Origin of the sequence: Tunturiibacter empetritectus (assembly GCF_014201375.1) — a bacterium.
Lineage (GTDB): Bacteria > Acidobacteriota > Terriglobia > Terriglobales > Acidobacteriaceae > Edaphobacter > Edaphobacter lichenicola_D.
Genome location: NZ_JACHDZ010000007.1, coordinates 179,373 through 203,731 on the forward strand (window position 1 = coordinate 179,373; position 24,359 = coordinate 203,731).

The 24,359-nt window shown below is 56.4% G+C and carries 19 protein-coding genes; 6 read left to right on the top strand and 13 right to left on the bottom strand.

Annotated elements, in window-relative coordinates:
• Nucleotides 1-237, top strand: a 237-nt coding sequence (locus HDF10_RS20620; protein WP_221271870.1) for a hypothetical protein, incomplete at its 5' end; no start/stop codon positions are given.
• Nucleotides 238-316: 79 nt separating this feature from the next.
• Here the strand turns inward: HDF10_RS20620 and HDF10_RS18545 are convergent.
• The 5 genes from HDF10_RS18545 to HDF10_RS18565 all read right to left on the bottom strand — a co-directional run bounded on the left by HDF10_RS18545 (nt 317) and on the right by HDF10_RS18565 (nt 11,689).
• A complete protein-coding gene (locus HDF10_RS18545; protein WP_183816064.1) occupies nt 317-3,127 on the bottom strand; it encodes a tetratricopeptide repeat protein in 2,811 nt (936 codons plus the stop codon).
• Between the two features lie 882 nt (nt 3,128-4,009).
• A complete protein-coding gene (locus HDF10_RS18550; protein WP_183816066.1) occupies nt 4,010-6,502 on the bottom strand; it encodes an ADOP family duplicated permease in 2,493 nt (830 codons plus the stop codon).
• Between the two features lie 41 nt (nt 6,503-6,543).
• Nucleotides 6,544-6,945, bottom strand: coding sequence for a YciI family protein (locus tag HDF10_RS18555; protein WP_183816068.1), 402 nt, complete (start codon nt 6,943-6,945; stop codon nt 6,544-6,546).
• A 498-nt stretch (nt 6,946-7,443) separates the two neighbouring features.
• Entirely contained in the window at nt 7,444-7,650 is a 207-nt protein-coding gene (locus tag HDF10_RS21250) for a sigma factor-like helix-turn-helix DNA-binding protein (protein WP_311732823.1), read from the bottom strand.
• 46 nt (nt 7,651-7,696) lie between these two features.
• The gene (locus HDF10_RS18565) at nt 7,697-11,689 is read right to left on the bottom strand and encodes a chitobiase/beta-hexosaminidase C-terminal domain-containing protein (RefSeq protein ID WP_183816070.1); all 3,993 of its coding nucleotides are present in this window, start codon (nt 11,687-11,689) and stop codon (nt 7,697-7,699) included.
• 986 nt (nt 11,690-12,675) lie between these two features.
• Here HDF10_RS18565 and HDF10_RS18570 point away from each other — a divergent pair.
• The 3 genes from HDF10_RS18570 (at nt 12,676) to HDF10_RS18580 (ending at nt 16,223) form a co-directional block, all read left to right on the top strand.
• Nucleotides 12,676-14,178, top strand: coding sequence for a hypothetical protein (locus HDF10_RS18570; RefSeq protein ID WP_183816072.1), 1,503 nt, complete (start codon nt 12,676-12,678; stop codon nt 14,176-14,178).
• A gap of 25 nt (nt 14,179-14,203) precedes the next feature.
• Nucleotides 14,204-14,878, top strand: coding sequence for an acyltransferase family protein (locus HDF10_RS18575; RefSeq protein WP_183816074.1), 675 nt, complete (start codon nt 14,204-14,206; stop codon nt 14,876-14,878).
• A 136-nt stretch (nt 14,879-15,014) separates the two neighbouring features.
• Nucleotides 15,015-16,223, top strand: coding sequence for a glycosyltransferase family 4 protein (locus tag HDF10_RS18580; RefSeq protein ID WP_183816076.1), 1,209 nt, complete (start codon nt 15,015-15,017; stop codon nt 16,221-16,223).
• Here the strand turns inward: HDF10_RS18580 and thiS are convergent.
• The 3 genes from thiS to thiD all read right to left on the bottom strand — a co-directional run bounded on the left by thiS (nt 16,199) and on the right by thiD (nt 17,917).
• Nucleotides 16,199-16,417, bottom strand: a complete 219-nt coding sequence (gene thiS / locus HDF10_RS18585; protein WP_183816078.1) for a sulfur carrier protein ThiS — start codon at nt 16,415-16,417, stop codon at nt 16,199-16,201. The genes HDF10_RS18580 and thiS overlap by 25 nt on opposite strands.
• 27 nt (nt 16,418-16,444) lie before the next feature.
• On the bottom strand, nt 16,445-16,801 hold the full coding sequence (locus HDF10_RS18590; protein WP_183816080.1) for a hypothetical protein: 357 nt from the start codon (nt 16,799-16,801) through the stop codon (nt 16,445-16,447).
• Nucleotides 16,802-17,110: 309 nt separating this feature from the next.
• Entirely contained in the window at nt 17,111-17,917 is an 807-nt protein-coding gene (thiD, locus tag HDF10_RS18595; RefSeq protein ID WP_260177992.1) for a bifunctional hydroxymethylpyrimidine kinase/phosphomethylpyrimidine kinase, read from the bottom strand.
• Nucleotides 17,918-18,412: 495 nt separating this feature from the next.
• Between thiD and HDF10_RS18600 the strand changes: the two genes are divergently transcribed.
• Together HDF10_RS18600 and HDF10_RS18605 are read left to right on the top strand one after the other, a co-directional pair.
• Nucleotides 18,413-18,829, top strand: a complete 417-nt coding sequence (locus HDF10_RS18600) for a hypothetical protein (RefSeq protein ID WP_183816082.1) — start codon at nt 18,413-18,415, stop codon at nt 18,827-18,829.
• 561 nt (nt 18,830-19,390) lie between these two features.
• Nucleotides 19,391-19,531 (top strand): hypothetical protein, encoded by a 141-nt coding sequence (locus HDF10_RS18605; protein ID WP_183816084.1) that lies wholly within the window; start codon nt 19,391-19,393, stop codon nt 19,529-19,531.
• A gap of 95 nt (nt 19,532-19,626) precedes the next feature.
• Here the strand turns inward: HDF10_RS18605 and HDF10_RS18610 are convergent, their stop codons facing one another.
• The 5 genes from HDF10_RS18610 to htpG form a co-directional block, all read right to left on the bottom strand.
• Entirely contained in the window at nt 19,627-20,163 is a 537-nt protein-coding gene (locus HDF10_RS18610; protein WP_183816086.1) for a cupin domain-containing protein, read from the bottom strand.
• A gap of 175 nt (nt 20,164-20,338) precedes the next feature.
• Complete coding sequence (locus tag HDF10_RS18615; protein WP_183816088.1) at nt 20,339-21,088, bottom strand: SDR family NAD(P)-dependent oxidoreductase; 750 nt, start codon at nt 21,086-21,088, stop codon at nt 20,339-20,341.
• A gap of 89 nt (nt 21,089-21,177) precedes the next feature.
• Nucleotides 21,178-21,477, bottom strand: a complete 300-nt coding sequence (locus HDF10_RS18620) for a winged helix-turn-helix domain-containing protein (RefSeq protein ID WP_183816090.1) — start codon at nt 21,475-21,477, stop codon at nt 21,178-21,180.
• A gap of 116 nt (nt 21,478-21,593) precedes the next feature.
• Nucleotides 21,594-22,244 carry a hypothetical protein gene (locus HDF10_RS18625; RefSeq protein ID WP_183816092.1) on the bottom strand — a complete coding sequence of 217 codons (651 nt, stop codon included), beginning with the start codon at nt 22,242-22,244 and terminating at the stop codon, nt 21,594-21,596.
• Between the two features lie 192 nt (nt 22,245-22,436).
• The gene (gene htpG / locus HDF10_RS18630) at nt 22,437-24,302 is read right to left on the bottom strand and encodes a molecular chaperone HtpG (protein ID WP_183816094.1); all 1,866 of its coding nucleotides are present in this window, start codon (nt 24,300-24,302) and stop codon (nt 22,437-22,439) included.
• Between the last annotated feature and the right edge of the window lie 57 nt (nt 24,303-24,359).

A 24,359-nucleotide genomic window follows, 5' to 3' on the forward strand; every position in this document is an offset into this window, starting at 1 on the left:
GCAGAGGAAGTCTTTCGATTCCGGACTGAGGATCATGCCACCTTTGGCTTCCACATTAGTCTGGCATACCAAATGAGCCTACTCACTCATGAAGAGGAAAGACAACACCAAGCCATACTGGAGCGGCATGTTCCGGCGATTATCGCCGCTGCGCCCGTGATAGAGCTTGGAGTTCCTGAGTTTTGTACCTTCGAAGATATGTTCCGATTCGAGATACGCGCGCTCTTGAGAACGTAAGCTGGTACGGCTCGATGCGCCTGCCACCATGAACGAATCGCGGGAGGTTGCATGGTGTCCAGTGAAGTTGGTCTGCACGTCATCTCGAAACAAGCGCAGGTTGCCGATTGGAAGCCGCCACTCTCGCTAAGAGCTTATCGAAGCGCGGGTCGTTGTGAAGCGATTTCAAAGCTTCGTCAGCGTGCATGAACGGAGCATTGTCATAGCCTGCGTCCACAGCGCGCTCGAGATAGCCGAAGGCTTCGTCCCGGCGGCCGGTGCGAACGGAAAGGGAGGCGAGGTCGTACCAGAGGTCAACGACGCCCTCGCGTGCCGCATATCTGGCATCTGCGCCGATACTTGCGATTGTGTCTGTGTACAGCTTTTTCGCCTCTTCGTAACGCCCAGTTTTCGTCAGCGCCTCGCCGAGAATTCTCAGACTCTCAAGCGTGTCCTGGTGATGTGGGCCAAGCGTTCGCAGCTGATCGTCGAAGGCACGTCTCGCAAACTCCTCCACCTCCATGGGGCGCTGTTCTCTGAGCAAGATGTCGGCGAGAAGCGACCGAGATGCCGACGTGTCTGGGTCATTCGCATCCAGCACGCGTATTTGCGATTCCAGAGTGCGACGGATTAGCACTTCTGCTTCCTCATATCTGTTCTCCTGCTTGAGGACTGTTGCCAGGTTATATTGCGAAAGAAGAGTGTCTGTATGTTCGTCGCCGAGAAGGCGCTGACGGGTCGCAAGAACCTGCCGCAGCAGCGATTCTGCTTCGGGATAACGGTGCTCGGCCGACAACACGTTCGCCAACCCTTCCTGGGCACGCGTCGTAGAAGGGTGATCCACTCCCACGACCCGCGTTTCGATTTCCAGCGCTTGTCTATATAGGCTTTCGGCCTCCGCATTGCGACCATCGATGAATCGAATTGTATTAGCGAGCGTCGTCATCGAGTTTGCTGTATCCGGATGTTCCGGTCCTAGGACACGCTTCTCGATCTCCAAACTTTCTCGATATAGTTTCTCAGCCTCCTCATAGCGGCCTTGGTCCAGGAACACTGTGGCAAGATCGTGAACGGTTGCTAGAGTATCCGGATGGTCTTCGCCCAAGTTGCGACGCTCCCCATCGAGCAATTGTCGATATTCCGCCTCGGCTTCTACAAAGCGGTTTTCGCCGTTCAATGCATTGGCCAGTCCATCCATAAACCGCAGCACCTGCGGATTCTCTGGCCCCTCGCGGCGGGTACTGATGGCGATCAGCTCCCGTTCAAGTTTCTCCGCTTGGGCATAATGCGCCTGCCGAAGCAGGATCCGCGCAAGACGATCCCTGGACTCGAGGGTTGAGGGATTCTCGGGGCCCAGGATGCGGCTTTGTGCATCAATCGTTGACCGAATAAGACGTTCGGCCTCGGCGTCATGCCCTTCACGATAGAATAGCCATCCCATCTGGGACTTTGCCTCCAGTGTCTTCGGGTTATCGGCGCCCAGTGTTCTGACCCGATCTTGCAAAATATGTTCCATTAAGACGTGCGCTCGCGAAAAGAGACCGAGGTTTTCGTATGTCTTGGCCATGACCAGCATCAGCTGGGAGCGGACTACGGGATCCCGGTCCAGACCTCTCTCGATCTCATTTGACGACCGGTCGAGAATCTCCCGTGCCGTTATTGTGTTGCCACGCGCCTCACTGGGAGCAGAGACTTTGAACATGTTTGTTAGAAACTCTGTGATCCTATCTGCACGGTCGCGTTCGCGTCGGATGCTCCTAAGCTCAATCGCTTGAGCTATCGCAAAGATTATTCCCAGAAGTACTGACAAACTCACCAGCGTGACACGTAGTCTGTGTCGGCGGACGTATTTGTGCGCTCGGTAAATAGCACTAGGCGTACGCGCCAGAACTGGCTCGTTGTCGAGATATCTGCGAATATCGGCAGCCAGTTCCATCGGGGTGGAGTATCGTCGTAACCGGTCCTTTTCGAGAGCTCGCAGTGCGATGGCGTCAAGATCTCCACGTAGCAAGCCGATCAGAGATTGCTGTTCTACACCGCGATTCTTTGCGATTGATTGTGAATCTTCACTCTCCGTCAGAAGTCGGCTACTTGGACTCGCTGCATCCTGATCGCGTAGGCGCCGCAGTACTTCATCGTAGGCCAACTTTCGAAAATCGAAAGGCAAAGTACCGCTAAGCAACTCGTAGAGCACTACGCCAAGAGAATAGACATCACTTCGCGTATCGATGTCCTCCCCGCGAGAGTCGGCCTGCTCGGGACTGATATAGCCCACGGTACCAATCAGCGCACCGATCTGGGTGTACATCGTCCCGGCATTCAGATGCTGAGCAGTAGCTTTGGCCACACCGAAGTCAATGATGTGGGGAATCGGGTTGCTCTCTCCTTCAGAAACCAGTATGTTCGAGGGCTTCAAATCACGGTGAATGATGGCTTTCTGATGAGCATGTTGGACTCCGTCGCATACCGCAAGAAATAGTCGGAGCCGCTGCCGAATATTGAGCTTGTGCCGATCGCAATAAACCGTAATCGGCAGGCCAACCACATATTCCATCACGAAATAGGGACGGCCATCGACAGTGGAGCCAGCGTCGAAGACCTTAGCGATCGACGGATGACTCATCAACGCAAGTGCCTGCCGCTCAGACTCGAATCGGGCAATCACTTCTCGCGTGTCCATGCCGGCCTTGATTAGCTTGACGGCAACACGGCGTCGGACGGGCTGCTTCTGCTCTGCAAGCCAGACCTCCCCCATCCCACCCTCACCGATCAATTGCAGCAGCTGATAGAGGCCAATGATCGTGCCAGCGGTTAAGCGGCCGGAGTAATAGTTGGGCTCCGCGGATATCGGCGTGTTCCCAGCTATTCCTCCCTGGGGTCTTCGGGTCGCTGTGGATTCATCTGCCTCCATTTCGGTTTCTCCTTTGAATCGGAGCCCGGACCGTCAAGATGAGTCTACGTCCATCGACATACGATTGCGACTACCACGTTGATATTGGTGATTTTGAAAGAATAGCCGGCTTCGTCGATGAAGGATTAGGCAACATGCATGCTTTGGCTCTTTGAAACCAACAAGTCCTCGATCCGAACTGGGCAAATCACGTACCCGAATACCAGTCGCGTGATAGACGGCACTCGTAATTGCAGCGGCAATTCCGGCGAGGCCGATCTCACCAACACCCAACCTGTCCCAGGAACAGCGACACCCTCTGCGTCCAGTTGCACGTCCCAGTCGAGACCGCGCTGTTCGGCGATGACCTTGCATCCCGAATGTACACTTCAAGGTAGGAGTTCATCGATCTGGCTTCCCAATTCATGAATAACAGCTTGTACGCTCGAGATCGTGTCCTCCATCTGGAACGCTGGCGACCCGCGATCTCCGCGGAAAGAACGACATCCAAACGGTAGATCAGTAGCTTGGAACACTCAAAGCGTCGACCACCATCGGGCCGCCAAAGACTGGAAGGGCAGTAAGTGGTACGCACCTTGGTGAGCATGGAGATCCTCTCGCAGGGGGCCGGGACTCACATGATTTTCTGCGAAACACGATTTTGCCGGAAAAGCAGGCTGTGGAAAAGAAGTATGGTGTAAAAGTCCGCAGAGAACGCGGGATTGCCACTTTCCCCCAGCCCCGACGACGACCATTTGGACTTAGTGTTGCGGCTTCAATGGTAGTTTTTGACCCCCAAACGCAACAGAGGAAAAACTGCAATCGTGTCTGATAACGCATCTTATGTACAGTGGAGACCAGGCGCGATACTGAAATCAGTATCCCTGACCACCCGTCCGACGGTCACTCGGAGCGCAACGCTTGCATAACATCAACACGCGCAGCGCGTGCCGCGGGCAGCACCGACGCGATGACCGCGACCGCCATCAGTACGAACGCAGAGACAAACACAGGCAATGCGCCCGGCATCTTGATGTCCAGGAAATATCTTCCCGCCAAACGCGCCAGCACGAATCCGAATGCCGCGCCTGCAAGAACGCCCGCCGCCGCCATCACTGTACCCTCCACGATCACGCCCTTGAGGAGTCGTTGAGGCCCCGATCCGAGGGCTAGCCGGATGCCGAACTCCCGGGTCCGCGCGCTCACCGAAAACGCCAGCACCCCCGCGACACCGACCACGGCAATCGCCAACGCGACGGCCGCGAATACGCCAAACACCAGCGAATTTAAACGGTCCGGCGTGAGCACCTCTGCCCGAATGTCTTCAAGAGTGGCGGCGTGCTCAACGGGCTGATCTGCCGACATGTCGCGAATAACGCGCGTGACCGACGGGACCAGCGCATAGGGATTTGCGCCCGTGTGAATGAAGAGACGACCGCCAAAAATTAGGCCCTCGTCAAACGGGCTGTAAATGCTGAGGGTGGGTTCAGGAACGACATGGTCATCGTCAATGTCGGCGGTGACGCCAATGATTCGGTGCGGCGCCATCAAGCGCGACTTTTCGAGATCGCTCCCTGGAAAGAATTGCAACACGGGATCGGTCCAATAGACATGCCGATTGACCGCATCCTGATTGGGGAACATGCGCTGTGCGAGAGTCTCGCTGACGATAACGACAGGCTCTTGATTAGTACTCTGGTTATCGAGCGCATTGAAATCGCGGCCGGCAATGATAGGAACGCCAAGCGCCGCAAAGAATCCGGGAGAGACGGCACGCGGCTGCGCCCGGGGATCCTCTGAACCGGCGACATGGACGTGTCCGTCGGCGGAAAATTGAAGACCGAGACCGCCGGGACCGCCGGCATCGCGCCAGGGAACGACGTCGCCGAATGCGGTCCCACTCACGCCCGGCAGTGCATCAATGCGACGTATCGCTTCCTTGTAGAAATCGACCACCTGTTGAGGTGTCCTCCCATAGGACATAGCAGGAACATCGATAGCGAGGACGTGCTGTGTATCCAGTCCTGTCTGCGCCCTTTGCAGTGCGATCAACGTAGTGACCAATGTACTTGCGCCGGCCAGCAGCACGAAAGACGCGGCGATTTGTATCACCACGAAGATCCGCTGGCGGCGGCTCGTGCTGCCGGCGATCCGCACACTTCCGCTTGACAGGCTCAGTCCACTCGGCGTGCCGGAAGAGGGCAGGCGCGGGACGAAGGCAAGAATCACTGCGGCGACGATGGCCAGAGTCGCTCCCACCCATAGCAAGCTCGAATCGACCCTTAAATCAAGCGCTCGGACGGAGAAGCGCGAGGCGTAGCGGGCCAGGATGGCTACCATCGGCTTCGCGCTCATTACACCGAGTGCAGCGCCTGCGCCACAGAGCAGAAGGCTTTCGGCCAACAGCATGCGGCGCAACGCGCCTTTGCTTGCGCCCAGCGCCACGCGAATCGCCAGCTCGCCTTCGCGGCGAACCGTCCGTGCCAAAATCAGGTTAGCGACATTGGAACACGCGATGATGAAGACCAAACCTGACGCTGCGAGCAGCACCAGCAGCACGGTCCGGGCGCCCGAGGTGATCTGGTCACGAAGCAACTTCACACCAATCTGAAAGTCCGCTTCCTGTGCATAGGCTTCAGGATGATCCTTCTTCATCGCGGAGTAGGTGGAGCGCAACTCAGCGCGAGCCTGATCGAGGGTGGCTCCGGGAGCCAGACGGCCGAAAAGCTCAGTCATGCGATGGACGCGACCAGTGACCATGGTTGCGGAAAGATGATGCGGGCTGGTGACCAGGTTGGCGATGATTTCAGTATCCTGGGGATATGGGACGCAAGGTTCGAGGACGCCAATGACTGTCGCAGAGCGATCACCGAGGCTACCGAGACGAATGGTTTTGCCGAGGACCGAAGGATCCTTATGAAGAGCGGTCGTCCAGAAACGATACGTGAGAACGACGACGCCGGCAGCATTAGGACCGTCGTCTTGAGGTCCGATCAGGCGACCGAGCACGGGACGAAGGCCCATCACGTCGAAATACGTGCCACCGACAACGCCGCCTCGAATCGAACGTGGCTGACCGAGGCCGACCATGGTGAAGTCCATGGTGGAGAAGTCGCCGAACGCGCTCAGGGTTTTCACGCTCGCGCGCAAATCCTGTATCTCAGGGACGGAAAACGCAGCGTTTTCGTCGCGGATGCCGGGGGCGCTCTGGCGGATATAGATCAGCCGGTCCTCGTCGCGGTTGACAAGAGGCTTGAGCAGAACTCCGCGCACTAGCGTGAAAATGGCCGCGTTCGCGCCGATGCCGAGCGCCAGCGTCAGAACCACCGCGATCGCCAGCCCTGGAGTCCGAAATAACGAGACGGCTGCAACTCTCAGATCGCGAACGAATGACATGCTCCCTGCCCTACTGATTATTCGTTCTCTCGTGGCCGTGCTCATTGTAAGACCTCCTTTCGCCGCCGCCGCTCACTGGCCTTCATGATTTCGTTCATGTCCCCTGCTGGCCGAATCTCGAAGATGTTGCCATATGTCATCGCCGGATGCTGCGCCATGAGCTGTACCGCATGATTCATGTCCCGCGCTTCAAGGACGAGAATGCCACCGAGTTGTTCCTTGGTCTCCGCATAGGGACCATCCGTCGTTGCCACCTTGCCGTTCTTCCAATAAAGGGTCAGAGCAGTTTCCTGAGACTGAAGCGCTTCTCCACCAGCCCAGTTCCCGTTGGCGCGAAGATGGTCGTCGTACTCGAAGCATATGTCGAACATGGCGTTTCGCTCGTCCTCGGTCATGCCATCAAATTTGTCTTTATCGTAGTATCCCAAACAGATGTATTTCATCGATTCCTCCTTGCTTCTTGCGATTGATAAAGCTGCAGCTGGTTGTTCTGTATCAAATAGTCGGTCGGGACACGGAAAATCGACAGCTAGCCTTTTTTGCCTCGTCAGAGGAACCTGTGGGGCACTGATGGTAGCGGACACAGCTCCCGATCACCAACCTTCAACCGTGGATGCGAGGGCGGATATTTGTTGGCGGTCTGATTCGGCAGCTCAGCCCGTTTCGCTATTTTGTACTGGATCTCCTATTCGGACAGGATTGGTGCAAAATCTTCCATCTCAAAGACCTGGCGGATTGAGAGCGAGCGGGTCTGTTGCCCCGTCTTCACTACATAGTCGAACGGCCATACTGGAATTCGACAAAGAGTCAAAGAAATTTTGCTTCTTCTCCGTTTTTTTTTCAATTGCCGAATCCGCTCCTGCAGCAATTGCCGCTCTGGCTCCCGATTGACCTGAAGTACCGCACCTAGTCGCTCTGGCAACTCCTGTGGCGACGGTACCTCATACTGAATCGGGTGCGTCTCGAATCTTTGCCTTCGTGCGCACGATGCGCTGCACTAACGTCGCCGGCGTAACGAGAAATGCCCGGGCAATCTCCTCTGTTGTCAGGCCGCAAACTTCACGCAGCGTGAGCGCTGCCTGTCCTTCCGGCGACAGAGCGGAATGGCAGCAGGTAAAGATGCCGTCATTTCGGTGTGAAAGATAAATAGATTGCTGTTCTGGCGATCGCGACTAGCGCTGGCCCCTGCATCTGCTAATTGTGATAAGTCCAGTCAAGGATGTTTACGTTCATTGTTGAAGAACCAGTTCCTGCTGTGAAACCAACATAAGCTGTTGTACTACCAACTACGCTGGCTAAATTCACAGCATACGTCGCAGTAAAGCTTGCAGATGTTGTAGCGTCAGTTAGCAGTAGTGTAAGGTTTGTGCCGTCGTAAGTGACATGCGAATGTATAACGTCCCCGCGGATCAAGACAATCTTGGAAGGTGTCAGATCGATAGCAGGTATCGTTGGCGATGCCCCACCTGTATAGAACCCGGTTGAGTTAGTTCCCTCGCCGGCGTTGTTATGGATATCAAACTTAATTGCCAGGCTATTTCCGATTCCAGCGGTCCCTCCTCCGTAGCCCAGACCGCTTCCCGTTGGTCCAATCGCCGAGAGCCCTTTGTTTTGGATGGTGAACGTCCAACCATCGGCTACACCGTTGAGAATCTGAAAATCAAAATCAGTCGTAAATGTAGCGGTATTGACCGCCGTATTAAACCATATGGAACTTCGCGAAGATTTCTGGCTTGCGGTCATCACCTGCAACATCGAACCATTTAGAGTGCCAACTCCATTGAAGCTGAAACTGCTTCCTGCGCCGGCGAAACCGCTTGGGAAGTTGATCACTTCATTTACCGCACTGATGGTATATCCGCAACTCGACACCGGGCTTGCTGAAAGTCCTGGCGCAATAGCCATGGCTTGTATCATCTCGGTTGACCCAACCGGGATGGGGCCGGAGTACGCCGAAGAACTCGTAGTGGGTAATGTGCCGTCCGTTGTGTAGTAGATAATGCTACCCGGTGTAGCGTCGGAAAGAGTAACGCTTTGCGCACTCGTGTATGTGCCTGGCGCCGGCGAGAACGTCGGTGTGGCAGTACCAGCGGAAATCACATAGGTTGCAGTAGCGATAGCGCTTTGCGAACCACCGGGAGTTACAGCTATTGCCTCGAGCACGGTTGTCGTCGCGGCGTTAACCACTATGGGGCTGCTGTATACGGCAGAAGATGTAGTTGGAGTCGTACCGTCCGTCGTGTAGTAAATCACGGCACCAGAGCTCGTATCGCTAAGCACAACGCTCTGCGTCGACAGGTAACTGCCACCCGCCGGACTAAAGGTCGGTGGTGCGGGCGCAGGTGCTGTCGCTGGGGTACTGTAGGTCCAGGTCAGGATCTTCTGGATTGATGTAATTGTGCCTGCTCCGCCAGTGAATCCGACATATGCGGTATTGCCTCCAACAATCTGAGGAATATTGATCGCCTGACTGTACGTAAATGTCTTAGCGGTCACGATGTCAGTAAGTGTCAGCGTCAGAGTAGTGCCATCATAAGTCAGGTGAGCCTGGATGGTGTCGCCGCTCTTCAGAATCACCCCGCTTGCGGTCATATCGACGGCAGGAAGTTCGGGCATCGCTCCGTTGGTGTAGAAGCCAGTCGAGTCGCTGCCTTCTCCGATGTTGTTGTAAAAGTCAAACTTGACTGCGACGCTGGATGGTATGCCCCGGCCGTACCCCAATGCTCCCCCGACGCTGCCTAGCGCAGTAGCTCGCTGATTCTGAATCGTAAACGTGAAGCCGTCTGCGTACGCATTGATGAGCTGGAACACGAAATCTGTAGTAAAAACCCGAACGTCAATCGGTTGGTTGTAGAAGGCGCTAGCCGCCTGGTTACTACCTCCATTCGTGAGTTGGAGGCTAGTGTCGTTCGCATTAATCGCAGTGCCATTGAAGGTTAGTCCAGTCGGAATTGCAAAACCGCTACCAAAATCTATGTTCGAACCTCCGCTCTGAATAACATAGGTTGCCGCCACAGCGTGATTAGTCTTTAGTGCCGGATCTACAGCTAAAGCACTAATAGTCGTATTCGCTTGCACCTGTATTGCACCCGTGTAGACGGAGGACGAGGTTGTAGGCGTAGAGCCATCTAGTGTGTAGTAGATAGCGGCCGAAGTATCTTTATCTGATAACACAACCTCCTGCGCTGCTGCATAGGTGCCCCCGGCTGGTGTGAATACCGGCAAAGCTGTGAAAGGCGAGGGGCTGAACGTCGCGGAGGTTATCGCGCTTTGAAGATAGTTGGTTGCACTCGACAGGGCTCTGATCGTTGTGCCAGAGGTCACGGAGATTGGCGACGTGTAGACGTTTGACCCAGTCGTAGGAACTGTTCCATCCAGTGTGTAGTAGACATTCGCAGAAGGTGTTAGCGTGCTGAGCGATACAAGTTGTGGAGGATCGAATACACCCCCGTTGGGTGTAATCGTTGGCGCTGTTGCAACCGGTTCGCCGTTTAGCAGGCCAAACACATCGACTTGGTATCCTGCGCCTAGATATACCTTACCGTTTGTAACCACTGGTACAACGAATTTATTCGGCAGGCCAGCGTTATCGCGCGTTTGCTTATCGCTTTCATACAGAATTCTCGATAGGTTCGTGGCGTCAAAGGCGTAGAGTATCTCCGGAGCTGTTGCGTTGCCCTGCCTGACGGCCCACGCTATACCGTTCGATGTGCCATTTGAAGATATGACGAAGCTGCCCCCCGGAAAGCCAGATTTAACTATACCTTCGCTGCTGTAAGTAGATGCTAGTACACCACTCGTTAGACTGAAGGCTTTAGGATAGTCTCCATTCCCCCAAAAATAGACATTTCCGTTCCAGTAGGCGGGAGTACTGAAGATGCCCGTAGTTGCGCCGAGAATATCCTGCAAAGCGTTTGTGTTCGACGTACCTCCCGGTAGATAGCCTCCGAGATTATCTCGATCAAGGACCACGATGCGTCCCTCTTTTCCCGCCTGTATCAGGATGTGCGGAATTGAACCTGTCTGATCGGGCAACAGTAGAACTCCGCCGGAACCCAAATCGCGATCTGCTCCCGATAATGCAGCTTGGTTAAAAGTAGTGAAGGCATCGGTCACAGCAAGACTGCCACTTGCAAGACTAACTTCCACAACACTGTCTCCTAGATTCACACTCGGATTGAACGGAGGGTAAAGGGTGTTCAACCCATTACCTGTAGAAAAGAACATCCGTCCGGCAGTCCCTCCATTGTCGATTGGCATTCCGGCACCGGACTCCCAGACGCCGGCTCCGGAACCGCTAGGCGACAAACAGATCGATCCCGTCTGGGCCAGCGTCGTGCCGTCGAATGCCAGCAACCATCCGTGCCATGGACCGTTATCGCCGTGAGAACCAAACCCGGCATAGACGATGCCGTTGTAATAGCTCAAGGCGGCACGGTTCAACTGCCACAACGGACTAAACGCGATGACGCCGCCCGAACTTCCGGCTCCTTTGCCCGCCGCCGTTGCTTGAATAATTGTGGGGCTGTTTGGCTGCTCTGCTCCAGTTATTATGTTGATCGCATGCAGCCGCTGGACATAGCCTCCACTTTCCTTCGTTTTTGCAATGACGTACATCGTATTGCCGTTGATCGCGGGAGTACCGGTGATCCCTATCTCAGGAACAAGGTCGTTAGTATTAACATCCGCGCTGGGAACGGTGGTTGCGCCGGGGGCGGCGCCATAAGCCGGGTTGAGCAAGCTGATCTGCCACAGTGGCTGGGCATTCGCGCCTGCGTTGGAGTCAGCATCAAAAGCGTATACGGAATCATGTTCTGTCGCTACAAACAGAACATTGTGTACTAACCCATCACCCATCGTAAGACCACTGATGTAGAGGGGCTGTGCATAGACATAGCCATCGACCGATCTTGAAAAAAGCAGACCAAACGATGAACTCGCCACGTTTGCAGGTGAAAGTAAAGTCTCCTGCGTATTAGCTCCCGCCTCGGTGTTGTCATATCGCCAGGTAGGTACATTCACCGGTGTCGCGACTTGGCCCAGCGCTGATTCATTCCCCGCAGTGGACACGGAGAGAAAGAGCATTGCTATGAGCAAGGACCTGGCGGCTGCTTCAATCCTGCTTGAAAAGTGACGTTGAATACTTGAGTTAGCCAGACCAATGGGCAGAAAGATAACCAGCGACACGACTCACCTCCAGCTCCATGGTTGTTTCGTTGTGAGCGAGGAGAATGAATCCAATTTCCAACGAGTTTCAACCAAGGCCGAATCAGACAACAGAACTGCAGCGGGATCTTTCGCGTCCCCGGCAGGAGGCCAACAAAACGTGCCGACTCACTTAGCACGTTAAACGCAGAATGTACTTCATCTGAGCAGAACATGTGCATGCAAAGTAGTAATCAAAGTTGGTTACTTTGCCAGGATGCACGAGCGTTTATCAACAACTTGTTTTGATCCGGATAGTTGGAGCAGCAATCTATCGCCGCCCCCGGCTAAGTAACAGATCTCCATTCATTCAATCAACGCAGCTGTTGATGGAATATGAGTGTGTCCCACCTATAGCTTGATAACTTGTAATTGGGAGATCCAATATGAAATATGAAAATCTTCGTGCCCAGAGTAGAGAGAACAGCAACTGGCTTCGAGTGAATCTGACGATCCAGGCCGGACACTTTTCCGGGGCGATAGAAAGACGACGCTGCTTCGCGTCGCAATGGGGTGCTCAGAGTTTACTGGCAACTCAGAAACAATCCTGCCGGGCGTCGAAGTTCCCGAAAACGGGGTGATGGGAAACTTTGACGTTGAAATTGCCGAAAATCGACTTTTCGCGCGTTCACGTGGTTGTTTCCGGATTGCACGTGACTGGAATTACGCTTCCCTTTCACTCCCAACTCCGATACCGCAGAGTCAGTGGTTCATTGGGTACTCACGATGGAGGATGAGGAAGAGCTGGTGCTCGGTATCCTTGGAGGTCTTAGCACCACAGGCGTTGCGGACGACGCGGAGGCTCCGCGGGGTACGTGGTCAATTATTGAAATGCTAATTGCTGACGTTGATTTTCTCGGCTAATCGTATAGCCAGACTCTATACTTCTTCCTGAACCATAATCCGGAGGCTCGGCCCTGACGCAACGCAATATCGGCATCCCTTCCGCTGCACTCAAACCGTCGACCTTGCGCATTCTATTCGCTGTCCTCACCGTCTGGTTCGCGGTCTTCGTAACCATCACCATCGCTCACTCCATGCACTGGCCGTTGGTGCACGACAGCCCCATCCTGCTCTACATGGTCTACCTGAGCGAGCATGGGATGCGTCTCTATCGTGACATCGTCGAAGTCCAGTTTCCCGGATCGCTCCTTCTTTACAGCCTCGAAAGGCACCTCTTCGGCCCCGGCGATCTCGCATTCCGCCTCTTCGATCTCTGCGGCCTAGGCGTAGCTCTAGCCTCCATGCTCGTCATCACTCGCCGACGAGAGCTCTGGTTCGCCGCTGTCTTCGGCTTCTCTTTCTTCGTGCTGGAGCATACCGGCACCTGGGCCAGCATCATCGGCCTGGGTCAGCGAGACTTCTTCATGACCTGCCTGCTCGGGGCCGGTGTCGCCTTCTTACTTGAATCCTTCCATCGACAACGGCCGCTCCTCATCCTCTTCTTCGGACTCTCCGTCGCGCTCGCTTCGACGATCAAGCCTCCCGCCAGCGTGTTTCTTCTCCTCGCCCTGCCAACGATCCTGGCACTCCGCAAGCTGCAGCTCCCTCTCCGCGCCTATCTGGGATATCTCCTCGCCGGGTTCGCAGCCGGCATCGCATTCATCCTTGCCTATCTTCTCTACGAAAAAGCTTTAGGCGCCTTTCTCCATCTCGAATGGACCATGGTTCCGGTCTATGCGACTACAGCTTCCATGAGCTTCCGGGAGATGCTTCCGGCTATCTTCGATCCAATTCATGTACTACCGGAGGTGGCAATCGGCTCGCTGGTCCTCGTCGCGCTGCACCCTCCCCTCAGAAACAACCTTGACCAGCAGGTCTTACTCCTCGCCTCCGCACTGGGCGCTGCATCGTACTTCCTGCAACACAAGGGCTTCCTGTATCACCGCACGCCGTTCTTTTTTTTCTTTTTTCTCTGGGCCGGCTGGGTCCTTGTAGCGACGATCAGGCAAAGTACAGCAAGCTACAAATGGTTGGCTCTTGCTCTGGTCTTGTTCTCCGCCGCACTCTACCCCCGTCTCTCACGTCCAGCCCGGTGGGACAGGTGGAACGAAGGAGCGCTTCAGAGTGATCTGGTCGCCCTGCATGCTTCGGATGCGCCAGGTGAGGTGCAGTGTCTTGACGTGACCAGCGGCTGTCTCAACGTCCTACTTCACATGAACATCACCATGGCCACGGGCTACGTCAACGACACCGTCTTCTTCCTCGACCGCAAAGATGCGCGGGTAGAACATCTGAGAGACGATTTCCTGGCACAGTTGACAAAATCCAATCCGCGGATCATCGTCTTGACCAATGAACAGTGGCCGACCTACGGTGCTCATGGCTACGAGAAGCTGCAGTTCTGGCCGCAGTTCACCGACCTCCTGGACGAAAACTACGTTCTTTCCATACAACGTGGCGGCGATACTCAGCACGAGCGCGGATATCGCATCTACCTTCGAAAAGACACTCTAGGTCGACCCCACTGACCTTGAAGCCGGTCTCCCTCTCTCGATGAAAAGACTCGACTCGATCCAGATCCTTCGAGCGATCGCGGCCCTGCTCGTCGTCTACGTTCACTGCCTCTTTGTCGTCTCCGGGCACGCAGTCTCCCGCCAAAGTCACTTCTTCAACCTCACCAACTTTGGCGCCTGCGGCGTCGACATATTCTTTGCGATCAGCGGATTCATCCTCTCCACCGTCGCCATGAGCGTCCCCCCCACTCATTCCAGCCTGCCCCACGGCGCAATCGACTTTCTCCTTCGCCGCTTCATCCGCATCTTTCCCATCTACTGGATCCTCTCCCTCTTCTTTGTTCTGGTTCAGTGGAAGCTACACCATCTAACTACCGCGTGGCTCCTCAACTCCTACCTCCTGCTTCCCTCGTTGCGCTTTCCCATGCCGCCGCCGCTCATCTTCATCGGCTGGACGCTCATCTTCGAGATGTTTTTCTACTACACTCTCACCCTCAACCTCTTCTTCGGCGCCGCACGTGTCGTCGAACGAACCATCCTCACCATCCTTGCCTTCATCGTTGTGGGCGGCCTGCTCGGCTTCCATCAGCCCGTGCTCATTCTGCTGGCCAATCCCCTCAACATCGAGTTCATCTTCGGCTGTCTCATCGGCCTTACCTATGCGCGTTTCGGCAGGCGCCACGTCCTCGGCACCGTCCTGCTATCTCTACGTTGAGAGGTCCGTGGCCCGGTTCCTAACCGCCAGGTATCATCGCCCCGCCGTCCAATCCGCCCCCTGACCGGCACGCTCAGAATCAAATAATCTACAGACCTTTGTTACGATGAACCGAGGTCAATCGCCCACTGGCGCTATGCGAATCGTTCAGACGGTCTTCGGTGTCTTTCATCACTTTGAACTCGCCCGCCAGCTTCACCGCCGAGGCCATCTCCAGCGCATCTACTCCACCTGGCCCTGGACGCGCCTCAAGCGCGAAGGCCTACCCCACGAAGTCGTCGAGACATTCCCCTGGGTTCACACTCCGGAAATCCTCATGCAACGCTTTGGCATCCACCATCCATACCTAATGGATCAAATAAGTTATGCCAACGCGCTCTCCTTCGATGAGTGGACCCTACGTCGCACCCGCGCCGCCGCAACGCCAGACGCCGTCATCGCCATCTCCGGCTCCAGCCTAAAAACCGGCCGCGAGATCCAATCTCGTGGAGGCCGCCTCATCTGCGACCGTGGCTCCTCACACCAGCGCTACCAGGAGACCATCGTCTCGGACGAGTACCAGCGCTGGAATGTAACCCGGCCCGTTACCGACATCCGCGACATCCTCCGCGAAGAAAAGATCTACGACATCTCGGACGCAATCACCGTCCCTTCCAGCTTCGCCGCCCGCTCCTTCGTCGAAATGGGCATCCCCGCTGAAAAGCTCCACGTCATCCCCTACGGCGTTCGACTCGAAAGTTTCACCCGCACCGGCGAGCCTCCCCCCGACCGCTTCGAGGTCCTCTTCGCGGGCTCCGTCACCCTGCGCAAGGGAGTTCCCTACCTGCTCGAGGCCTTCGCCCAGCTGCGTCATCCCGCAAAGCGCCTGCGCCTCGCCGGGTCCATCCATCCCGATATGAAGACCGTCCTCGACCACCTCCCTCAACAGCAGGTCGAGTTCCTCGGCCCACTCCCGCAGGAGCAGCTCGCAGCCCTCATGAGCACCAGCCACGTCATGGTTCTCCCCAGCATCGAAGAGGGTCTGGCGCTGGTACAGGGTCAAGCCCTAGCCTGTGGCTGCCCCGTCCTCTGCTCCACCAACACCGGCGGCGAAGACCTCTTCACCAACGGCGTCGAAGGCTTCGTAGTCCCGGTCCGCGACGCAGCCGCCCTAGCCGAACGCATGCAGCAACTCGCCGACGACCCCGCCCTCCAATCGCAGATGAGCGAGGCCGCCCTTCGTCGCGTCCAGCTTCTCGGAGGCTGGGACGACTACGGCGACCGCTGGGAGTCTCTTCTAAAGCACTTGATCGCCAAAGAGGCACCGAACGAAACGCCTCGTCAAACTCCACCCCCGACGAAGTGAACCACCTCGAGCCGGTCCCCTCCGCGCAAAACGGTCTGAGCCCACTGCGAGCGAGGAGCGATCTCCCCATTGTGTTCGATCGCCACCCGGTCGCCCTTCAATCCCAGCTCCACGACAAGTTGTTCAAGGTTGGCAGCTTCCTCAAATGCGTCAAAGCTGCGGGACTGGCCGTTCAAGATCACCGTAAGTGCCATACCCATTCAGCCTAGCAGCATCGCGGGCTAACTCAGCAACCGCACCACCCGCTCAACCATCCAGTTCCACAACCCACGAGTCAATGTCTTAGGTTCGGCAAAGTCTTCAAACACACTGCGGCTCAGTCCCAGCAGGATATGGATAGCCTCATCGTCTGATTTGTTGTCGAACGCCTCGATCGAATAACGCCGAGAGTTTGCCAGATACTCAGCCGCATGGCCCAACGTCAGCAGCGTCCGTCCGTGGTGCGTCTGGCTGATCCTGTGAATCGTCAGGTCTGCGTTCTTCGGCGGGGGGTTGCCCGGCGAAAGAGTTGGAACGCTCGCGGCGCTCCGGTTTACGAGTTCGGGTCGAAAGACCCCGGGAAAAGCAACTGTGGACATGGACCTGAATCCTCCGTCCTAATCCCTATCGGCGAACCTCACCGCGGCATTATCCGGAATATCCCGACTCAGACAACTCAACGTATAACCTCAGCACCATCGAAACAGTCCAGCCACAGCTCCGCAATGACCCAATCGATGTAGTTTCTGCACCCTAACCGTGCCTTGTTCCCCTCCGCAAACGGGCAGCCCCACGGTTCCCGATTCTGCACACGTTCAAAATCCATACTCCAAACATCGCCCCCGAGACGCCCCCGCCCACCCAGACAACAAAAACGCAACCAAGCCCCGCCCCGCCACGGAAGACCGTCAATCCTCCCGCAGAGGCCACAGCGGATTCACCGGCCCAAGCCCCGCGCCCCTCGGCTCCGCTGTCCGAATCGCCTCCGCCACATACCGCTTCGCCATCCTCGCCGCACCCAGCGGATCATCCCCCAGCACCACCCTGCTCAGCAGCGCGCTCGAAAACGCACACCCCGTCCCGTGCGTCGACCGACTCACAATCTGCTCCCCCGGCAGCCAATCCATCTCCCCGCCCGCGCGCAGCAGCAGATCGTCCGGCGGCATCAGATGCCCGCCCGTCGCCACCACATTCAACCCCGCTCCCATCGCCTGCAGATCCCGCGCCGCCTCCGGCATATCCCCCCGCTGCATCACGATGCGCCCCGCCAGAACCCCCAGCTCGTCAAGATTCGGCGTCACCCAATCCACCAGCGGCAGCAGCCTCTCCCGCAGCACCCCCACCCCCTCCGCATCGAGCAGTTCCCTTCCCGAGCTCGACCGGATCACCGGATCCAGCACCACCGGAACCCGCCACCCCCGCCCACGCAGCCCCTCAAGAAACTCCGCCACCGCGACTACATTCGCCGCCGTACCCAGCATTCCAATCTTGATCCCCGCCGCCGGCAGATCGCTCTCGAGACAAGCAAGTGTAGCCCGCACCATCTCCACCGGCACCGGCAGACTATCCCGCACCCCCAGCGTCGACTGCACCGTCAGCCCCGTGACGCACGAGGTCCCAAACAGCCCATGCGCCGCAAACACCATCAGGTCTGCGGTCACACCCGCACCCGACGAGGGATCGAATCCAGCAATCGTCAAAACTGTCTGCATCATTCGCTTCACTCCAGCATAAAGGAAGAAACGCGCAGCTTCCGACTGACCGGCGATCCGGGAGTTACAGTGGCGTAAAGCGCCGTTCTATCAATAATTCTCTGACGAAGCGTAATTTTGACGTCATTCTCTTTTTCTGCGATATATACCCACCAGTACGTACTTTTTGAAGGGTCACCATACCGAACGTCAGAAATCGTACGCCAACGATCAGCGAACCTTGTGTGTTTTTTCGCACTTACGCGGTAGGAGACAAGCACAGGAACGCAAGCAGAACGTGAATTAATTGAGCCTTGTAGAGTTAGCGGAATTCCGTGCGTTAACGTACTATTTTGTCGATTGGTGTGGCTTGACAACGCCTAAGTAGAGGCGTAGCGTCCGGTAGATAACGCGATGCGTTCTGGACGCCGTGGAGAGGGCCAACAGGCCAATTTCACATTGGAGCCCGCGTCAGGCTAGTCCCAACAACCCATTCAAAAATACATCGGGAGGTGAAAGATGGCAGATATTTCGGGCGGCATCCTATCTCCTTCGGTTTGGTATGATCCCCCGCCGGGGGGCGGTCTCGCGTCGCCGACGAATGGGACTATGGTCAGAGGGGACCGGCTAATTTCGTTCGACCGACAATTTTATGTCGCCATGCAGACGGACGGCAACTTTGTCATCTATGGCTCAGCTGGGGATTTTTCAGGTTGGGCTGTCTCGAACTTTTACGATGAATACTTTTTGATCAATAAGGTGGTCATGCAGACGGACGGCAACTTAGTGTGGCAAACGTACGACAACGTGCCTCTTTTGGCGACAAACACGCAAGGCCATTGGGGTGCTTTTGCGGTGATGCAGGATGACCGCAACTTCGTGATTTACAACAGCGATAACAGTTGGTCTGGCTGGTCATCTGGGTCACAAGTATGAAGATGTGCTACTCACCTCAGAGATCGCAGTACAGCAGTACAAACTGATCGACCTGTTAAGAGGATACTCCTTTAGCATTCAAGAGAATCGAATGATGGACTCACCACACGCCAACGGACCAACAATACGTGCACCCATTTTTGGGGCTCGCGGTTTGGGCAGCCCGCACGCCATGGCTGCGCCCCGTTTCGTCCCCTCTGGCTCAAGCGCACCGGCTCCAGGCCGTTCTGCCTCCGCTGGCCTAAATCCCAGCCCGCGCGGCATACGTGCGCCCCGTTTCATTCCCTCTGGCTCAAGCGCGCTGCCTCCAAGCCGTTCTGCCTCCGTTGGCCTAAATCCCAGCCCGCGCGGCATACGTGCGCCCCGTTTCATTCCTTCTGGCTCAAGCGCACCGGCTTCAGGCCGTTCTGCCTCCGCTGGCCTAAATCCCAGCCCGCGCGGCATACGTGCGCCCCGTTTCGTCCCCTCTGGCTCAAGCGCATCGCCGCCAGGCGGTTCTGGCTCCGCCCCAAGGGCCAGCAGCTGAAAGCACCCGGAAATCCTCCAGCGTTCACCATTCTCTTGCCCCGGTTTGTCGGCATCTCGGACATTGCCGAGCGGGAGAAGCAGCGGGTGCTGCGCTTCTCCTCCAAGGGAAAGAAAAAGGGGACGTTCCTTGATGGCCTTCCGGACATGCCGGAGTTCCTCGTCTACGTTCCCTGAGAAATCTCAAAGCCTGTTACATTTTCTCCATCGCATAGGACGATGCCGACGAGCACCGGTCAACTATCAGGCCGCTGCTACGCCTTGAATCGACCCTACTTCGCTTCTCTGAGCAGTTCGGTTCGGTACTTCGGAGCCAGTTCAACTGCTTTCTTGAAGAACGCTGCTCCCTCCGCCGCATCGACCCTGGGAGGCGGAGTGGTACGCGTCGCAACCACTGCTCCCAGCTCTTTGAAGAACTCCTCTTGGCCTGCCGGCGAGCAGATACAAAGCATCCTCACCGGCTCCGACGAGGCGTTATGGAACTGGTGAGGAGCGTTCGCTGGAATGTGGACCGTCTCGCCGGCGCGCATCGTACGCTGCTCCCCTCGGAAGGTAGCCTGCAGTTCCCCGTCGAGAAGAATAAAGCTCTCCTCGAAATCATGACGATGCGGGGGAGGTCCGCCTCCGGGAGGAACATGCATATCGATCAGAGTGAATCGACCTGCAGTATCGGCTCCGGACAGCAGGATCGTGTAGGTGTCGCCCACGACCCCGAGATGCTGGGCACCGCTGCTATCCGGATTTGCAACCACCAGATTCCGTCGCAGATCGTCGGCCGGAATCGCTACCGTGTTGGATATCGTAGACATCTTCTGCTCCTTGTTTTGAAGTTGCGGTTTGAGATTGCGTTCTGTGACCCCCTCCGAGTGACACGCTGGATACCCGCTGCATTTGATGCGTAGAACACGGCCCCCATTCCATCACAAAAAAAAAGCGCTCCGAGCTTCTTTCCGAAGCCCGAAGCGCTCTCCTTCAGCAACTCTCCTACCGCATCCCACCCGCGACCTGCAGCAGCGAACCGGTCACCCACTTGGCATCGTCCGAGGCCAGGAATGCAACCACGCTGGACACATCATCCGGCTGTCCAATGCGGCCGAGCGGCGTGCTCTGCAGCATCTGCTTTTCAAAGTCGCTTCCCTCAACCCCAGCCGACTTGAAGCCCTCCGTTACCACAGGTCCGGGGTTCACCGCATTCACCCGAATCTTCTTCGGCCCCAGCTCCTTCGCGAACACGCGCGTAATCGCATCCACGGCGCCCTTCGTGCCGCTGTACGTCGCCGACATCGGTGGCGTCTGGTCACTCGCAACCGATCCAATATTGATCACGCTGCCGCCCTCTGCCGGAAACAGAGCCACACCAGCCTTGGTGGCGAGCAACAGCCCCTTCACATTGATGCCCAGCATCCGGTCGATCGACTCCTCCGTAATCCCCTCCAGCGGAGCGAACTCATACACCCCGGCATTGTTCACCAGAATATCGACCCTGCCATAAGCCTTCTTCGTCGCAGCAAAGAGTGCATCAATCTCCGCAGTCTTCGCCACGCTGCCGCCCACGGCAATCGCCTTTCCACCCGCCTTCACAATCTCTGCGACGACCTTATCGGCGCCCTCTTTGCTCGACGCGTAGTTCACCACGACAGACGCGCCCTGCGCCGCCAACTCCTTCGCAATCTCAGCGCCAATACCCTTAGACGCGCCGGTTACAACCGCTATCTTTCCCGCAAGCTTTCCCATCTCAAATCTCCTTATTTCGATATCTATCGAACAGTGCAGCTATCAAATAGATGCGGAGAAGGTCCAACCCGATTCGTCATTTACCAAATCTAAATAGAGGACAGGCGTCTGACGTAAGCATCGAGCACCGACCGGCACAGAGAAAGATTCGCGCCTCGGCCAACGCGTCTTATCTCAATCAACCCCGCCTCGCTCAACTCCTTCATATGGTGCGAGACCGTCGCCGGACTGATCGACTCATGCTCCCGCAGCGCACTGCACTCCATCCCCTCGCAGGCCCCCACCTGCTGAAGAATGGCAAACCGGCGTGGATCACTCAGCGCACGAGCGATCGCCTGAAACTGATCCTCCGACAAGGCCACCTCCGCGATCGCATTCCTCTTCTTCATACCTTACACAGATATCCTCTATGGTCTTTCGATGCAACGCGGGGTTACTCGATGCGACGCTGAATCCACCCGTGCAGCACGCCGGAGCATCCCGAGACTCCGGCCCGCCACACTTTCTACTGCTGCTGCAACAGATCGATTACGTTCGCGATGAAGTAAGTCACCGGGTCATATACCACAACATATCCATCGTAGTAGCCCATGTTGTACCCCGGCGGTGGTGGCGGCAGATACCCGTACACGTTCGGCGGCAGCGGCGTGATGTACGGAATGTGGGCGTACGGAAAGAATCCGCCAATCACAAACCGAGGTCGCGTCGCCAGATTGATGTATCCAAGATTCCGCCTGTAGTAGTTGTGCAGATAACGCCAGTCGTTTCTCCTGAAGCTGTACGAAGGACGCTGTTGCGGCGGACGTCCCCACTGCGGCGGTCTCCCACTCGGAGGCCGTCCCGGATTCGGGCGACTCGGGTTCGGTCGCGGCGGAGGACGACTAGGATTCGGCCGCGGCGGCGGTCGATTATTATTTCCCCCTCCAGGATTCCCTCCCCCAGGCGGACGTGTGTTTCCACCTCCAGGAGGCCGTCCCCCACCTGGGTTTCCTCCGCCCGGCGGACGTGTATTGCCTCCACCGCCAGGTGGCCGTCCTCCTCCCGACTGTCCACCTCCCGGCGCCGGACGCGTCTGTGGAGCCTGCGGAACTGCCGCATAAGAGATGGAGAACGCAAACAAAACCAACAAGCCGAAAAGAGTCCTGCGAGACAGCATCAACCCTCCCGTTATGTAGACACAGTAAGGAGAGCCTAGCCCTTCTCGAGATCGAAGGCAAAGAAAAATCCTCAACCAATCCAGTCAATCCCCAATGCAAAAATCATTCCGTCTATCAGTCCCCGCGCTTCGCCCAAAAACGCAAAAGCGCAGCGGCTGCCCACCCACAGCCGCTGCGCCGCACGAGAGCCTCTAGACAGAAAGATTCAAAACGCGATTAAGCCGCTGCACAAACGCAGCAGGATCTTGAATCGTCACACCCTCCATCAGCAGCGCCTGATCGAACAGCAGCCACGCCGCATCCTGCGCCACCGAATCATCCGACCGCGCCAGCAGCTTCTTCACAATCTCATGATCCGGATTAATCTCCAGTGTAGGCTTCAGCGCAGGAAGATCCTTCTGTCCCATCGCCCGCATCATCTGCTGCATCTTCAGCGACGGCTCCTCTTCATCCGACACAATGCACGAAGGACTATCCGCAAGCCGCACCGACGCCCGCACATCCTTCACCCGATCCCCCAGCGTCTTCTTCAGCATCGCAATCAGCGGCTTCAGACTCTCGCTCTTATCCGCCTCATCCTCGCCCTTCAGATCCTCGCTGGTAGAAGATTTATTCACCGCCTTCAGATCGATCTCGCCGTACTTCTCAATACCCGAGAAGATCACCTCATCGAAGTCGTCATCAAGAATCAGGACCTCAACATCCTTCTTCTTGTAAATCTCCAGCAACGGCGAGGTCCGCAACAGCGACTCCGCCCCACCAGTAATGTAGTAGATGCTCTTCTGGCCTTCCTTCATCCGCGACTTCACATCCGCAAGACTAGTCAGCCCCTCCACCTTGGTCGACTTGAACCGCACCAGCTCCAGCAGCGTCTCGCGATTCGCATAGTCCCCGTACAGCCCCTCCTTCAGCGGACGGTTGTACTCAGCAATAAACTTCAGATACTCTTCCGGCTTATTCGCCGCGATGTTCTTCAACTCAGACAGAATCTTCTTCACGCTGGCCGTTCGAATCGTCGTCAGCACTTTATTCTGCTGCAGAATCTCGCGGCTCACATTCAGCGGAAGATCCTCGCTGTCGATAATCCCCCGCACAAACCGCAGGTACTGCGGCAGCAGCTCCTTCGCATCATCCATGATGAAGACGCGCTTCACATAAAGCTTAACGCCAACCTTGTACTCCGCGTTGTATAGATCCAGCGGAGCCTTCGCGGGGACATAAAACAGCGTTGTGTACTCCAGGCTCCCCTCTGCCTTGGTGTGAAACCAGAACAGAGGATCATCCCACCCACCCGACACCGACTTATAGAGTTCCTTGTAGTCCTCATCCGTTAACTCGCTCTTCGGTCGCCGCCACAGTGCACTCGCAGCATTCACCTGCTCCGTCGTGCGAACCTTATCCGACTTCTTCTCCGCCTCATTCCACTCACTCTTGTCGTAGGTCAGAAAGATCGGAAACGCAATGTGGTTCGAGTACTTCCTAACGATCTCCTGCAGCCGCCAGCTATTCGCATACTGTGCGCCCTCGTAGTTGAAGTGAATCACCACTGTAGTCCCGGCAACCGACCGCTCCGCCGGTTCAATATCGAAACCGGTCTTGCCGTCGCTCACCCACCGCCACGCCTGGTCCTCCCCAGCCTTGCGCGACACCACCTCCACCTTATCCGCCACCATGAACACGCTATAGAACCCAACGCCAAACTGCCCGATCAGGTTCGAATCCTTCTTCGCATCGCCCGAGAGCTGTGACAAAAAGTTCTTCGTCCCCGACCGAGCAATCGTACCCAGGTTCGAAGTCAGATCCTCCTCATTCATTCCGATGCCCGTATCGCTGATCGTAAGAGTCTTCTTCTCCTCGTCCAGCTCCAGGTCGATCCGCGGATTGAACGGCAGCGCCTTATAAGCCTCGTCCGTCAGCGTCAGATGGCGAAGCTTATCCAACGCATCGGACGAGTTCGACACCAGTTCACGAAGAAAGATCTCAGGGTGAGAGTAAAGCGAGTGGATGATCAGTTGCAGCAGTTGACTAACTTCAGTTTGAAATTCACGTTTCGACATAGACCTCTATTATCCCCAAAACCACAGCTAAAGACGAGAGGTGGCAGACAGCACAGC

Excerpts from the sequence above, each read along its gene's own strand:
- HDF10_RS18555 (WP_183816068.1), bottom strand. The coding sequence starts at position 6,945 with ATGAAATACATCTGTTTGGGATACTACGATAAAGACAAATTTGATGGC.
- HDF10_RS18545 (WP_183816064.1), bottom strand. The coding sequence starts at position 3,127 with ATGGAGGCAGATGAATCCACAGCGACCCGAAGACCCCAGGGAGGAATA.
- thiD (WP_260177992.1), bottom strand. The coding sequence starts at position 17,917 with ATGATGCAGACAGTTTTGACGATTGCTGGATTCGATCCCTCGTCGGGT.
- HDF10_RS18610 (WP_183816086.1), bottom strand. The coding sequence starts at position 20,163 with ATGTCTACGATATCCAACACGGTAGCGATTCCGGCCGACGATCTGCGA.
- thiS (WP_183816078.1), bottom strand. The coding sequence starts at position 16,417 with ATGGCACTTACGGTGATCTTGAACGGCCAGTCCCGCAGCTTTGACGCA.
- HDF10_RS18575 (WP_183816074.1), top strand. The coding sequence starts at position 14,204 with ATGAAAAGACTCGACTCGATCCAGATCCTTCGAGCGATCGCGGCCCTG.
- HDF10_RS18615 (WP_183816088.1), bottom strand. The coding sequence starts at position 21,088 with ATGGGAAAGCTTGCGGGAAAGATAGCGGTTGTAACCGGCGCGTCTAAG.
- HDF10_RS18580 (WP_183816076.1), top strand. The coding sequence starts at position 15,015 with ATGCGAATCGTTCAGACGGTCTTCGGTGTCTTTCATCACTTTGAACTC.
- HDF10_RS18550 (WP_183816066.1), bottom strand. The coding sequence starts at position 6,502 with ATGTCATTCGTTCGCGATCTGAGAGTTGCAGCCGTCTCGTTATTTCGG.
- htpG (WP_183816094.1), bottom strand. The coding sequence starts at position 24,302 with ATGTCGAAACGTGAATTTCAAACTGAAGTTAGTCAACTGCTGCAACTG.
- HDF10_RS18625 (WP_183816092.1), bottom strand. The coding sequence starts at position 22,244 with ATGCTGTCTCGCAGGACTCTTTTCGGCTTGTTGGTTTTGTTTGCGTTC.
- HDF10_RS18600 (WP_183816082.1), top strand. The coding sequence starts at position 18,413 with ATGGCAGATATTTCGGGCGGCATCCTATCTCCTTCGGTTTGGTATGAT.
- HDF10_RS18620 (WP_183816090.1), bottom strand. The coding sequence starts at position 21,477 with ATGAAGAAGAGGAATGCGATCGCGGAGGTGGCCTTGTCGGAGGATCAG.
- HDF10_RS18590 (WP_183816080.1), bottom strand. The coding sequence starts at position 16,801 with ATGTCCACAGTTGCTTTTCCCGGGGTCTTTCGACCCGAACTCGTAAAC.